Genomic DNA, 13,414 nt, shown 5'->3' with positions numbered 1-13,414 from the left:
GCCGTCGGTCGGCCACGGGACGGTGGGGGCAGCGGGCACGGCATCTCCTTCGATGGGTGGACCGCACCAGCCTCCCGTCTCCGGAAGTGTTTGTCAACGTGTGTAACTAACGCGCAGTCAGTGGTGCCGCATCAGGTCTCGAGCAGCTGCCGGATCGCGAGGACCGCCCCGCTCGCGCCCACTCCGAGAACTCGAACGGCTGCACCTCGACGGTCACCGGCTGCCGGTACGGAGCCAGGGCCGCACGGAGCGAGTCGTCCACCGTGGTCCGCGCCAGGTCGTACACCGGCAGCCCGTCGCCGGTCAGGACGATCGCGGCAGGGTCGGCGATGTGCACCGCGGTGGCCAGGACGACACCGAGTGCTCGTCCGGCGTCCTCGAACGCCGCCACGGCCTGCTCGTCACCGTTCCGCGCGAGGCTCGACGACCTGCTCGTACGACGATCCCTCGCGCCCGGCGTTCCGCACGATGACCGGACTCGGCAGGTAGCTCGAGGCACACCCCGCGTGCCCGATGCCGCAGTCGGGCCCACCACCGAGGACCGGAAGGTGCCCGATCCGACCGAGTCGCCCGTGCTCACCGGTGGAGACCTGCCCGTTCACGATGAGCCCGAGGCCGAGCCCTTCACCCACCGTGACCAGGGCCATGGACCCCGGCCGGCGCCGGCACCGAACCAGTGCTCCTTGACGGTCAGGGCGTGGACGTCGTTCGCCGTGAAGGCTGCGAGCACGGTTCGCTCCCGGACCATCCGTGCGAACGGGACGTCGGTCCACCCGAGGAACGGCGACGCGGCGACGACGGCCTCGCCGCCCCGGGTGAGGACATCGCCGGGCAGGGACACCCCGACGGCGCAGATCGCGGGGTGCGCGGCACGGAGGCGCTCGTGCACGGCGCTGATCTGGTCGGCGAGGTCGTCCGGGACGGTCGACGGGACGGTCTCCTCGTGCAGCGCGAGGACCCGTCCACCCAGGTCGGTCACCGCGGCGTACAATTGCTCCCGGGTCAGCTTGACGCCGAGGAACTCCCACTGCCCCGAACTCGACTGCAACAGCTCCGACGGTCGACCGGTGGCCCCACGAACGTCGGTGCCGACCTCGACCACGAGCCGGTGTGCCACGAGGATCCGCATCGCCCGGGTCAGGCTCGCCCGCGACAGCCCGAGTGACCGAGCGATCTCCGCTCGCGAAAGCGTGCCGTGGATGAGGATCTCCCGCAGTGCCAAGCGGGAACCCTCGGGCAGTGCCGGCCAGGCTTCGGTCATCGTTCCTCCGTCGTCGGCTGATCCTACGGCCTGCCCGGAAACGCAGAAAACCCCTGACCAGTGCTGGTCAGGGGTTCCCTGGTGTTACTACGGTAAGTCCGGCGGCGTCCTACTCTCCCACAAGGTCCCCCTTGCAGTACCATCGGCGCTGAGAGGCTTAGCTTCCGGGTTCGGAATGTGACCGGGCGTTTCCCTCTCGCTATGACCACCGGAACACTATCGACCATGAACTGGTCTCAAACATGTTCCGACTGCTGCCCACGAATGGGCAGAGCGGTGTATTCAGTTTGATTCCCGATCGTCTGTCGGGAACCACAAAGTGGACGCGAGCCCCACACGCAAAGGTGCGGGAAATCAGTGTGTTATCAAGTCTTCGGCTTATTAGTACCGGTCAGCTCCACGGGTCGTTAGTCCCCGCTTCCACATCCGGCCTATCAACCCAGTAGTCTGCTGGGAGCCTCTCACACTCAAGGTGCATGGAAATCTCATCTCGAAGACGGCTTCCCGCTTAGATGCTTTCAGCGGTTATCCGGTCCGAACATAGCTAATCAGCGGTGCCCTTGGCAGAACAACTGACACACCAGAGGTTCGTCCATCCCGGTCCTCTCGTACTAGGGATAGATCTTCTCAAATTTCCAACGCGCGCAGCGGATAGGGACCGAACTGTCTCACGACGTTCTAAACCCAGCTCGCGTACCGCTTTAATGGGCGAACAGCCCAACCCTTGGGACCTACTCCAGCCCCAGGATGCGACGAGCCGACATCGAGGTGCCAAACCATGCCGTCGATATGGACTCTTGGGCAAGATCAGCCTGTTATCCCCGAGGTACCTTTTATCCGTTGAGCGACAGCGCTTCCACAAGCCACTGCCGGATCACTAGTCCCGACTTTCGTCCCTGCTCGACCTGTCAGTCTCACAGTCAAGCTCCCTTGTGCACTTACACTCGCCACCTGATTGCCAACCAGGTTGAGGGAACCTTTGGGCGCCTCCGTTACTCTTTGGGAGGCAACCGCCCCAGTTAAACTACCCATCAGGCACTGTCCATGAACCCGATCAGGGTCCTACGTTAGACATCCAGAGTGACCAGAGTGGTATTTCAACAATGACTCCACGAACACTAGCGTGCCCGCTTCACAGTCTCCCACCTATCCTACACAAGCCACACCGAACACCAATACCAAACTGTAGTAAAGGTCACGGGGTCTTTCCGTCCTGCTGCGCGTAACGAGCATCTTTACTCGTAGTGCAATTTCGCCGAGTTCGCGGTTGAGACAGCTGGGAAGTCGTTACGCCATTCGTGCAGGTCGGAACTTACCCGACAAGGAATTTCGCTACCTTAGGATGGTTATAGTTACCACCGCCGTTTACTGGGGCTTAAATTCAGAGCTTCGCCCAAAGGCTAACCCTTCCTCTTAACCTTCCAGCACCGGGCAGGCGTCAGTCCGTATACATCGTCTTGCGACTTCGCACGGACCTGTGTTTTTAGTAAACAGTCGCTTCCCACTGGTCTCTGCGGCCTTCAACGCTCACGGAGTAAATCCGGTCACGTGTCCGGCCCCCTTCTCCCGAAGTTACGGGGGCATTTTGCCGAGTTCCTTAACCACGATTCTCTCGATCTCCTTGGTATTCTCTACCTGACCACCTGAGTCGGTTTCGGGTACGGGCGGCTGCAACCTCGCGTCGATGCTTTTCTCGGCAGCATAGGATCACTGATTTCCCCTTACGGGTACGCGTCGGATCTCAGGCACACAGACGACGGATTTGCCTATCGTCAGCCCTACATCCTTACACCAGGTTCACCTTACGGATACCATCGCCTGGCTCAGCTACCTTCCTGCGTCACACCTGTTCATACGCTAACCGCACCAGCATGGGGTCGAGCGTTAGACCGGCCACCATCACCCCGAAGGGATCCGGTCGTCCGGGTTAGGACTCTTAGCACCACTGGATTAGCTTGGGCGGTTGTTCGCCGGTACGGGAATATCAACCCGTTGTCCATCGACTACGCCTGTCGGCCTCGCCTTAGGTCCCGACTTACCCAGGGCGGATTAACCTGGCCCTGGAACCCTTGGTCTTTCGGAGGACGGGTTTCTCACCCGTCTTTCGCTACTCATGCCTGCATTCTCACTCGTGTAGCGTCCACGGCTGGATCACTCCGCCGCTTCACTCGCCACACGACGCTCTCCTACCACTCCGCACGACTGAACCACGAAGGCTTGTCAATGTGCGAAATCTACAACTTCGGTGGTGTGCTTGAGCCCCGTTACATTGTCGGCGCGGAATCACTTGACCAGTGAGCTATTACGCACTCTTTCAAGGGTGGCTGCTTCTAAGCCAACCTCCTGGTTGTCTATGCAACTCCACATCCTTTCCCACTTAGCACACGCTTAGGGACCTTAGTTGGTAGTCTGGGTTGTTTCCCTCTCGACGATGAAGCTTATCCCCCACCGTCTCACTGCTGCGCTCTCACTCACCGGCATTCGGAGTTTGGCTGACGTCAGTAACCTGTTGAGGCCCATCGGCCATCCAGTAGCTCTACCTCCGGCGAGAAACACGCAACGCTGCACCTAAATGCATTTCGGAGAGAACCAACTATCACGAAGTTTGATTGGCCTTTCACCCCTATCCACAGCTCATCCCCTCCATTTTCAACTGAAGTGGGTTCGGTCCTCCACGACGTCTTACCGTCGCTTCAACCTGGCCATGGATAGATCACTTCGCTTCGGGTCTAGAACATGCGACTCAAACGCCCTATTCAGACTCGCTTTCGCTACGGCTGCCCCACACGGGTTAACCTCGCCACATATCACTAACTCGCAGGCTCATTCTTCAAAAGGCACGCCGTCACCCCTACTAAGGAGGCTCCGACGGTTTGTAAGCAAACGGTTTCAGGTACTATTTCACTCCCCTCCCGGGGTACTTTTCACCTTTCCCTCACGGTACTTGTCCGCTATCGGTCATCTGGGAGTATTTAGGCTTATCAGGTGGTCCTGACAGATTCACACGGGATTTCTCGGGCCCCGTGCTACTTGGGATACACATCCGGCCATAACACCATTTCGTCTACGGGGCTGGCACCCACTACGGCCCGGCTTTCAAACCGGTTCGACTATGATGCGCTGTAACCGCCCCAGTCCGGCAGAACTGAGTGACGTGTCCCACAACCCCGACCATGCAACGCCCGCCGGCTATCACACATGATCGGTTTAGCCTCATCCGCTTTCGCTCGCCACTACTCACGGAATCACATGTTGTTTTCTCTTCCTGTGGGTACTGAGATGTTTCACTTCCCCACGTTCCCTCTACCCGCCCTATATATTCAGGCGGGAGTCACCAGGTCACAAAAGCGCCCAGCGGGGTTTCCCCATTCGGAGATCCTCGGATCAGGGCTCGATTATCAGCTCCCCGAGGCTTATCGCAGATTTCTACGTCCTTCTTCGGCTCCAGATGCCAAGGCATCCACCGTTTGCTCTTAGAAACTTGACCACAAAGATTAAAATTGCGATCCGTCATCACCCACAACCATCAGTCCGAAGACCCCGGTCGATTGGATGACGCGAATCAAAGATGCTCGCGTCCACTGTGTAGTTCTCAACATACGATCGGCACCACACTCCCCACCATCCAACGACGATGCTTCATGCAGCCCAACGAAGGACCCGCAGGCCCAACCCCCACCAGACACTCTCATGTCAGCAGGAAGCCTGGTCCCTCAGGACCCAACAACGTGCACCAGCCGGCAGCTCCACCCCAACCCGTCCCAACCCTGCAAGCAGAGCGTACTGAGGTCGGAAGCATCACTCCCAACTGCACTGTCAATGTTCCACCCATGAGCTACCGGCAACCACGTTCGGGTTACTCGGCGCCTGGACCACGCCCACCCCGAAGGGCACACGAGGCCAGATGCTCCTTAGAAAGGAGGTGATCCAGCCGCACCTTCCGGTACGGCTACCTTGTTACGACTTAGTCCTAATCACCGATCCCACCTTCGACGGCTCCTTCCACAAGGGTTAGGCCACCGGCTTCGGGTGTTACCGACTTTCATGACTTGACGGGCGGTGTGTACAAGGCCCGGGAACGTATTCACCGCAGCGTTGCTGATCTGCGATTACTAGCGACTCCGACTTCATGAGGTCGAGTTGCAGACCTCAATCCGAACTGAGACCGGCTTTTTGGGATTCGCTCCACCTTACGGTATCGCAGCCCTTTGTACCGGCCATTGTAGCATGCGTGAAGCCCAAGACATAAGGGGCATGATGATTTGACGTCATCCCCACCTTCCTCCGAGTTGACCCCGGCAGTCTCCTATGAGTCCCCGGCATAACCCGCTGGCAACATAGAACGAGGGTTGCGCTCGTTGCGGGACTTAACCCAACATCTCACGACACGAGCTGACGACAACCATGCACCACCTGTACACCGACCACAAGGGGGCGACCATCTCTGGCCGTTTCCGGTGTATGTCAAGCCTTGGTAAGGTTCTTCGCGTTGCATCGAATTAATCCGCATGCTCCGCCGCTTGTGCGGGCCCCCGTCAATTCCTTTGAGTTTTAGCCTTGCGGCCGTACTCCCCAGGCGGGGCGCTTAATGCGTTAGCTATGACACAGAAACCGTGGAAAGGTCCCTACATCTAGCGCCCAACGTTTACGGCATGGACTACCAGGGTATCTAATCCTGTTCGCTCCCCATGCTTTCGCTCCTCAGCGTCAGTTACGGCCCAGAGATCTGCCTTCGCCATCGGTGTTCCTCCTGATATCTGCGCATTCCACCGCTACACCAGGAATTCCAATCTCCCCTACCGCACTCTAGTCTGCCCGTACCCACTGCAAGCCCGAGGTTGAGCCTCGGGATTTCACAGCAGACGCGACAAACCGCCTACGAGCTCTTTACGCCCAATAATTCCGGACAACGCTTGCACCCTACGTATTACCGCGGCTGCTGGCACGTAGTTAGCCGGTGCTTTTTCTGCAGGTACCGTCACTTTCGCTTCTTCCCTACTAAAAGAGGTTTACAACCCGAAGGCCGTCATCCCTCACGCGGCGTTGCTGCATCAGGCTTTCGCCCATTGTGCAATATTCCCCACTGCTGCCTCCCGTAGGAGTCTGGGCCGTGTCTCAGTCCCAGTGTGGCCGGTCACCCTCTCAGGCCGGCTACCCGTCGTCGCCTTGGTGAGCCATTACCTCACCAACAAGCTGATAGGCCGCGAGTCCATCCCCAACCAAAAAATCTTTCCACCACCAGACCATGCGGCCAGTGATCATATCCAGTATTAGACGTCGTTTCCAACGCTTATCCCAGAGTCAGGGGCAGGTTACTCACGTGTTACTCACCCGTTCGCCACTAATCCACCCAGCAAGCTGGGCATCATCGTTCGACTTGCATGTGTTAAGCACGCCGCCAGCGTTCGTCCTGAGCCAGGATCAAACTCTCCGTAAAAAAATACAGGCCCAACACCCGAAGGCATCAGACCGAGTTGATTCTGACTGTTGACTGTCAACTGACAATCTTCAATCCAAAAGGAATTGCATCATGACCCAGTCAGCAAGCCGACCAGGCACGAGGTCAATCAATAAATTGGCATTGACAATGTGCACGCTGTTGAGTTCTCAAGGACCAGACGCACTCCCCCACTCGACACCCGAAGATGCTCCGCCAGAGAGGCTGGTGAATCCGCTGCCCGGGGAAGAACCCTGGCGGACAAGATCCCCGAGTAAACCCAGTGACCGTCTCAGCCGTTCCGTTCTCCGCCGCCGTGGCAACGAGAGGTAACACTACACAGGCTCCGGAGGCCTCGCCAACCGTGGTTCCTCCCGGGCGTGTCGGCCCGGGAATGATCGTCGGCGGCGGGGCTACTCCGCTGCAGCGAGCTGCCCGCAGGCCCCGTCGATCTCCTTGCCGCGGGTGTCGCGCAGGGTCGTCGGGATGCCCGCGGCGTTGAGCCGGCGGACGAACTCGTCCTGCACGTGCACCTCGGACGAGGTCCACACGGAGCCGGGCGTCGGGTTGAGCGGGATCGGGTTGACGTGCACCCAGCCCTTGCCGCGCTTGTTGAGCTTCTCGGCGAGCAGGTCCGCACGCCAGGCGTGGTCGTTCATGTCCTTGATGAGCGCGTACTCGATCGAGACACGACGGCCCGTCTTGACGTAGTAGTTGTGTGCGGCGTCGATCGCCTCGTCGGCCTTCCAGCGCGAGTTCACCGGGATGAGCTCGTCGCGGAGTTCGTCGTCAGGAGCGTGCAGCGACAGCGCGAAGGTCACCGGGATGTTCTCGTCCGCCAGCTTGAGGATCGCGGGAACCAGTCCGACGGTCGAGATCGTGATGCCGCGGGCGCTCATGCCGAGGCCGTTCGGCTGCGGCGCGACCATGAGCCGCACGGCGTCCATCACCCGCTTGTAGTTGGCGAGCGGCTCCCCCATGCCCATGAACACGATGTTCGTCACGCGCTCGGCGTCGACGCGGTCCTTGCCACCCTTGCGGGGATCGCCCCCGAGCTCCCCGCGGCGATGGCCGCGTTGGCCCGCACGATCTGCTCGATGATCTCGGCGGTCGACATGTTGCGGGTCAGCCCTGCCTGGCCGGTGGCGCAGAACGGGCAGTTCATGCCGCAGCCGGCCTGCGACGAGACGCAGAGCGTGATGCGGCCCGGGTACCGCATGAGCACCGACTCGACCAGGGCGCCGTCGTGCAGCTTCCACAGGAACTTGATCGTGTCGCCGTTGTCCGTCGCCAGGCGCCGGGTCTCGGTCAGCAGGGGCGGCAGCATCCCGGCGACGAGCTGCTCGCGCTGGGCTGCCGGCAGGTCGGTCATCTTGTCCGGGTCGGACGTGTAGTGCGTGAAGTAGTGGGTCGCGAGCTGCCTCGCGCGGAAGCCCGGCAGCCCGAGTTCCTTGACGCGTGCCTCGCGCTCCTCGGCCGTCAGGTCGGCGAGGTGGACGGGCGGCTTGCCGCGCTTCGGCGACGCGAACTGCAGCAGCGGACGGCCGTCGGTGTCGGTCGCCTGCTTCCAGCCCTCGGTGCGCGGGCGCACCTGCGGACGAGCAGACTGCTGCTGTTCGAACGGGGTACGGGTGTCGGAAGCCATCAGGCCAGGATACGGGAGGCCCGTGACACGTCGGTGCCGGACCCTCCGGTGGCCGGGATGGCCACCGTCGACGGCCCCGCCTGCGTCGGATCAGCTGCCGGCGGGCAGCAGGCGCGCGAAGTGGTGCGCGGCCGAGTACATCGGCACGATGTCGACGACCTCGCCCGGGTGCGGTGCCTGCAGCACGAGTCCCTGACCGAGGTACAGCCCGACGTGGTCCTCGTCGTCGTACACGACCAGGTCGCCGGGCAGCGCCTCGGACTCCGGGATCGTCGTCGCCGCGGCGTCCTGCGTCGGGACGTAGTGCACGAGCGGGATGCCGACTGCCGCGTACGCGACCATCGTCAGGCCGGAGCAGTCGATGCCCTCGTGGCTCGCGCCGCCCTCGACGTACGGGTCCCCCATGTACTGCAGAGCGGTCTCGACGATGGTGGCGCGGTCGCCGCCGGCGGACAACGCCGCCGACAGGGCCGACTGCGCCTGGGCCGTCGTCACCCCGAAGCGCAGGTCGAGCGTCGGGTACGACACGACCGTGGTCGTGGTGGTCATACCGTCGGTCGTGACGACGGGGACCTTGACGTCGTGTGCCACGGTGAAGGTCTGCGCGGCCTGCGAGGTCGTCGTGCCCTGCTGCGTCTCGGCCGGGGTCGCCGCGTTCGCCGGCACGGCCAGGGTCAGGCTCGAGGTCACGGCGATCGCCGGTGCGAGCAGGATCGCGGCACGCTTGGCGTTCGCGGTGCGGCGGATGTGCCGCGGGTCGACGGCCCGCTCGGCGCGCAGGACGGCCTTCCGGCTCAGGACGGCCGCACCGGCGCTCGAAGCGACTGGGAGCGGACGCGGCTGCATCCGGACGGTGCGGGTCGGCTTCGGGTGCTCCACGAACGTGGCCCGGGCGGCGGCCGGACCGAGGGCCGAGCGACGACCACGCGGGCGGGACAGCTGCGGTTGCGGCGACGCCGGAGCGGGTTCCACCGCGGTCTGCGGGGTCCCTCGCGAGGGCTCTCGGTCATCGGCTGCTGCAGGCAGGGCGTGGCGTCCCATGGGTCCTTCCGGGTCGGGACCGCTGGGCGATCCGGAAAGTAACGTATTGGTCACGGGGCGGACCGAGGCTGGGCAGTCCCGGAGTGTTCCTGCGGCTCGTCACAGGAACGGACGATCCTCGCAGGTCGCTCAGATGCGGCGGATCAGCGGCCAGGGGGCCCGAGGACCCGGCCTCAGACGGGCGCGACCCGCATGACGGCGGCGATCCGGGCCTCCCGGTCGGACGACAGGCGGTCGAGGCGAGCCGCCAGCGCCACGACGGACGCGTCGACCGGGGCGTCCCCCGAGATGTCCCCCGGTACCGGGACGCCGGCGCGGACCGCGAGCGGCAGCACGCCGGCCCAGACCGTGTGGTCCTCGCCGTCGTCCGCGGCCTCGCCGTTGCCCTGGAACCGGACCTTCACACTCGCGCGGTCGAGGGGCAGCTGCAGGACCTGGGTGGCGCGGACCTCCTTCGGGGTCATCTCGCGGACCTCGTCGCGGCGGCCGGGCATCAGGTGGTCGGAGACCTGCCAGAGCGCCTCGGTGCGGAGTTCGGGCGGCACGACCGTCGCGACGCCCGCGATCATCGCGCTGCGGTAGTTCGCGGAGCTGTCGAAGGTCGAACGGGCGAACACGAGCCCGTCCAGGTGCGTGACCGTCGCTGCGACCTGCACGCCGGCGGCACCTGCTTCGAGGAAGAGGCCGCCGCCGGTCGAGCCGTGCAGCAGCAGGACCGGGCCGGCGCCGAGGTCGCCGACGCCGCACAGGAAGGGCAGGACGATCGGGTGGCCGCCGCGGACGAACCCGACGTGGGCGAGGTGTGCCTCGGCGAGGATCGCCCGGAGGACGGCGGGGTCGTCGGACTGGCGCTCGCGGATGCGTCGGACGCGCAGGTCGGGGCCGTCGGCGGGGTTCGGGGTGCTCATACGGGCCACGCTAGGTTCGACAGTGGTCCAGTGCGTGGACCAGATCGAGGTGATCGTGGTGGACCAGTCCGGCAAGACCGCAGGGGTGGTCGCGCGCATCCGCCGGATGGTCCACGACGGCACGCTGCGCGAGGGCGATCCGCTGCCCTCGACCCGGGCGTTGGCCGCCGAGCTCGGCGTCGCACGCGGCACGGTCGTCGCCGCCTACGAGCAGCTCGACGGCGAGGGCTGGATCCGGACGCGGCACGGTGCGGTGGCGCGGGTGCTCGCCGCGGCCGGCGCCGCGGGTGGAGCAACCGGCTCGGCTTTCCCGGATGCGGCCGGTCCTCGTGTGCTGCCGACCGCGACCGGCCCGGGTGCGACGGCGGCGTCAGCGTCAGCCACCGCAGCCCGGCTCATCGACTGCCGCCCCGGGGTCCCCGCCGTCACCGCGATCGCGCAGCGGGACTGGCGTGCGGCGTGGCGGGCGGCGGCCGACGCCCCACTGCGGAACGCGGTCGCGGACCCCTCGGCACGGTGGAACTCCGAGCGCAGGTGGTCGCACAGCTCGGCCTGAGCCGCGGGTTCGCCCCGTCGGTCGACCGGGTGCTGCTGACCGCAGGGACCTCCGAGGCGTTGTCGCTCGTCACCGAGGCGCTCCGCGTGCACCTCGGTCGCGCACCCGTGTTCGCGGTCGAGGACCCGGGGTACCGGACCGGTCAGCGTGCGGTGCTCAGCGCGGGCGGGACCGTGATCGGCATCCCGCTCGACGACGACGGGATGGACCTCGACGCCCTGACCGCCGCACCGCCGGTCGACGTCGTGCTCGTCACACCGACGCACCAGTACCCGCTCGGCTCGGTGATGCCGGTGGCACGACGGCAGCGGTTGCTCGCCTGGGCTGCGGCGACGGGCACGCTCGTGGTCGAGGACGACTACGACTCGGAGTTCCGGCACCGCGGCAGCCCGGTGCCCGCCCTCGCGGCGCTCGACGCCGAGGGGTGGTGCTGCACGTCGGCGGGTTCTCGAAGACGCTCGACCCGCGGCTGCGCTGCTCCTACGTCGTGCTGCCCGGGGCGGCAGGCGGGCCGGCCGGGGCCGGGTCCGGGTCCGGGTCCGGGTCCGGGGCCGGGGTCGCCGACGCGGTGCTCGCTGCCCGTCGCGCCCGCGGTGCGGTCGTCGCCGAGCCCGTGCAGGTCGCACTCGCCCACCTGCTCCGGACCGGTGCGCTCCGCCGGCACCTCGGCCGGGTCCGGCGGGACTACACGCACCGTCGCGCCCGGATCGCGGCCCGGCTCGACGGCGTCGCCGGACTGGAGGCCCGTGCCCTGACCGGCGGACTGCACGCCGTGGTCGTGTGGTCGGGTCCGGCGACCGGGCAGGAGGTCGCCGCGCGGATGGCCGGTGCCGGCGTGCTCGTCTCGACGCTCGAGGAGTACGGGCTGGCTCCGGGCAGCACGCCGGCCGGGGTCGTGCTGGGGTACGGGGCGGTGACGGCGCCGGAGCTGGACCGGGCGCTGGACGCGGTGATCGGGGCGGTCGAGCGGGCCGAGACCGTTGTGTGACCCGGGCGACCCCGGTGACCCTGGTGCCCGTGGCGTCCCGGTGGGCTCTGGCCGCCGGGGCAGTCGCGATCAGCCGCCGGACTGCGCGGTCGCGACCACGTTCGATCCGGCCTGCTGGCACGCGGTGTTCAGGGTGCGCCCGACGAGCTCCCACTCGGGGCTGCCCTCGAGCGCCGGCCCCGACGTGGGTGCCGGGTGGGCGTCGAGGTACTCGCGCGCGTAGTCGATGGCGTTGTCGAGCCGGTCGTCGCTGCTCGACAGGTGCTCGTACCCGAAGCGCTCTGCCGCGATCAGTGCCTCGTACTGCGCCTCGGTCAGGGCACCGCGGGAACGACCGTCCGAGGCGTTCAGGGCGATCGTCGACAGCGCGCTGATCTGCCCGCAGACAGCCGCAGCGCTCAGGTCCTCCTCCATCGGGTCCACCGTGGGGGACGCCGCCGGCGCGTCCACCGCTGCGTCCGCCGACCGGGCGCTCGACGAGGTCGGCGTCGGTGTCGACGAGGCGTCGGCGGAGCAACCGGACAGGGCGAGGGACGCGAGCAGCGCACCGACGACGACGGGCAGGACGAGTCGGAGGGAAGCCATACCCGCCATCGTGGCAGCGCCGTGGTCACGCACGGGGCGTCGTGTCGCGATCGAGACCTCGTCGAAACCGGATCGTGAGCAGGCGGGGCGAGCCGGTGGTCAGTGCTGCTGCAGGTGTGCGCGCACCCGTGCTTGCACGGCGGCGGCGTCGCGGTGGTCCCAGAGCGCGAAGTGCGTGCCACCCGGCAGCGTGACGAGCTCCGCGCCGGGGATCGCTGCGGCCGCACGGGCGCTGTCGTCGTGCACGACCTCGGCGTCGGCGTCCCCGTGCACCAGGAGCGTCGGGGTCCGGACGGCGCCGAGGTCGAGCGACTCGACGGCCGCGAGCTGGCGCACGTCGTTGTCCCAGCCGACGCGTCTGGGCCCGGAAGAGTTGCCCGTCCGGGCGAGGCCGAGCAGGAACGCCCGCCGCTCCGGGTCGGCCATGACGCCGGCGACGTGTTCCCGCAGGGCTCCGCCACGCAGGGTGCTCACGCCGGCCACCGCAGCGCGTGCCGCGGCAGCCGGGGCGAGGCGTGCTGCGACGGCTGCCAGACCCGCACCGAACGGGGTGCCGCTCACGAGCCGTTCGGCGGGTCCGGCCGGCCCCGGGACCCAGCGACTCGACACCCCGGAGGCGACGGCGAGTGCCCTGGTCCGGTCCGGGTGTCGGACCGCCAGGCGGTACGCGGCCGGGGCGCCACCCGACCACGCCAGCACACCGACCCGGTCGATGCCGAGTCCGTCAAGGACACCGGCGAGCTGGTCGGCCTCGTCGTCGATGGTGGGGCGCTCGGCGTCGAGCCGGGTGCCGAGGTAGCCGGGCCGCGACACCGTGACCACCCGGAAGTCCTCCGACGGCAGGAAGCCGGCCATCAGCTCGGCGACGTCGATCCCGCCGGGACTGCCGTGCAGGACGAGCACGGGGACGCCGGTGTCGGAGCCTCGGGTCCCGACCTCGACGCCACGGGTGACCGCTCGGGTCGAAGGGGGCATTGCCCGACGATACTGCGC

General features: G+C 65.9%; 10 protein-coding genes, 3 rRNA genes and 1 pseudogene. 2 read left to right on the top strand and 12 right to left on the bottom strand.

The window, feature by feature from the left end; translation table 11 throughout:
- Positions 1-106: 106 nt before the first annotated feature.
- From JN350_RS20180 to JN350_RS09915, 9 genes and pseudogenes are all read right to left on the bottom strand, one after another.
- Entirely contained in the window at positions 107-391 is a 285-nt protein-coding gene (locus tag JN350_RS20180; protein ID WP_275897974.1) for a hypothetical protein, read from the bottom strand.
- A gap of 10 nt (positions 392-401) precedes the next feature.
- The gene (locus JN350_RS20175; protein ID WP_275897973.1) at positions 402-632 is read right to left on the bottom strand and encodes an ROK family protein; all 231 of its coding nucleotides are present in this window, start codon (positions 630-632) and stop codon (positions 402-404) included.
- Complete coding sequence (locus JN350_RS20170; RefSeq protein WP_275897972.1) at positions 599-1,261, bottom strand: ROK family transcriptional regulator; 663 nt, start codon at positions 1,259-1,261, stop codon at positions 599-601. Before JN350_RS20170 ends, JN350_RS20175 begins: the two co-directional genes overlap by 34 nt.
- A 96-nt stretch (positions 1,262-1,357) precedes the next feature.
- A 5S ribosomal RNA gene (rrf, locus tag JN350_RS09940) occupies positions 1,358-1,474 on the bottom strand.
- Between the two features lie 148 nt (positions 1,475-1,622).
- Positions 1,623-4,748 (bottom strand): 23S ribosomal RNA (locus tag JN350_RS09935).
- Between the two features lie 428 nt (positions 4,749-5,176).
- A 16S ribosomal RNA gene (locus JN350_RS09930) occupies positions 5,177-6,698 on the bottom strand.
- The 16S, 23S and 5S rRNA genes sit together here, the layout of an rRNA operon.
- A 413-nt stretch (positions 6,699-7,111) precedes the next feature.
- Positions 7,112-8,343: pseudogene (gene rlmN, locus JN350_RS09925) on the bottom strand (dual-specificity RNA methyltransferase RlmN).
- A 90-nt stretch (positions 8,344-8,433) separates the two neighbouring features.
- The gene (locus JN350_RS09920; RefSeq protein ID WP_205462081.1) at positions 8,434-9,384 is read right to left on the bottom strand and encodes a C40 family peptidase; all 951 of its coding nucleotides are present in this window, start codon (positions 9,382-9,384) and stop codon (positions 8,434-8,436) included.
- A gap of 173 nt (positions 9,385-9,557) precedes the next feature.
- On the bottom strand, positions 9,558-10,292 hold the full coding sequence (locus tag JN350_RS09915) for a pyridoxamine 5'-phosphate oxidase family protein (RefSeq protein ID WP_205462080.1): 735 nt from the start codon (positions 10,290-10,292) through the stop codon (positions 9,558-9,560).
- Positions 10,293-10,326: 34 nt separating this feature from the next.
- Between JN350_RS09915 and JN350_RS09910 the strand changes: the two genes are divergently transcribed.
- A complete protein-coding gene (locus JN350_RS09910; RefSeq protein WP_240347246.1) occupies positions 10,327-10,848 on the top strand; it encodes a winged helix-turn-helix domain-containing protein in 522 nt (173 codons plus the stop codon).
- A gap of 142 nt (positions 10,849-10,990) precedes the next feature.
- Here JN350_RS09910 and JN350_RS09905 read toward each other — a convergent pair whose 3' ends face one another.
- The gene (locus JN350_RS09905) at positions 10,991-11,188 is read right to left on the bottom strand and encodes a hypothetical protein (protein WP_205462078.1); all 198 of its coding nucleotides are present in this window, start codon (positions 11,186-11,188) and stop codon (positions 10,991-10,993) included.
- Positions 11,189-11,275: 87 nt separating this feature from the next.
- Between JN350_RS09905 and JN350_RS09900 the strand changes: the two genes are divergently transcribed.
- Positions 11,276-11,836, top strand: coding sequence for an aminotransferase-like domain-containing protein (locus JN350_RS09900; protein ID WP_205462077.1), 561 nt, complete (start codon positions 11,276-11,278; stop codon positions 11,834-11,836).
- Positions 11,837-11,905: 69 nt separating this feature from the next.
- On the opposite strand, the gene JN350_RS09895 is transcribed toward JN350_RS09900, so the two are convergent.
- Positions 11,906-12,421 carry a hypothetical protein gene (locus JN350_RS09895; protein WP_205462076.1) on the bottom strand — a complete coding sequence of 172 codons (516 nt, stop codon included), beginning with the start codon at positions 12,419-12,421 and terminating at the stop codon, positions 11,906-11,908.
- A gap of 99 nt (positions 12,422-12,520) precedes the next feature.
- Positions 12,521-13,396, bottom strand: a complete 876-nt coding sequence (locus tag JN350_RS09890) for an alpha/beta fold hydrolase (RefSeq protein ID WP_205462075.1) — start codon at positions 13,394-13,396, stop codon at positions 12,521-12,523.
- Positions 13,397-13,414: the final 18 nt, after the last annotated feature.

Origin of the sequence: Curtobacterium sp. 24E2 (assembly GCF_016925595.1) — a bacterium.
Classification (GTDB): Bacteria; Actinomycetota; Actinomycetes; order Actinomycetales; family Microbacteriaceae; genus Curtobacterium.
Note: the sequence above shows the minus strand (reverse complement) of the source record. Positions and strands in the feature narration are given on the sequence as shown.

What these genes read in the sequence shown, in the direction of transcription:
- JN350_RS09890 (WP_205462075.1), bottom strand. Translation starts at nt 13,396, where the DNA reads ATGCCCCCTTCGACCCGAGCGGTCACCCGTGGCGTCGAGGTCGGGACC.
- JN350_RS09915 (WP_205462080.1), bottom strand. Translation starts at nt 10,292, where the DNA reads ATGAGCACCCCGAACCCCGCCGACGGCCCCGACCTGCGCGTCCGACGC.
- JN350_RS20170 (WP_275897972.1), bottom strand. Translation starts at nt 1,261, where the DNA reads ATGACCGAAGCCTGGCCGGCACTGCCCGAGGGTTCCCGCTTGGCACTG.
- JN350_RS09895 (WP_205462076.1), bottom strand. Translation starts at nt 12,421, where the DNA reads ATGGCTTCCCTCCGACTCGTCCTGCCCGTCGTCGTCGGTGCGCTGCTC.
- JN350_RS09920 (WP_205462081.1), bottom strand. Translation starts at nt 9,384, where the DNA reads ATGGGACGCCACGCCCTGCCTGCAGCAGCCGATGACCGAGAGCCCTCG.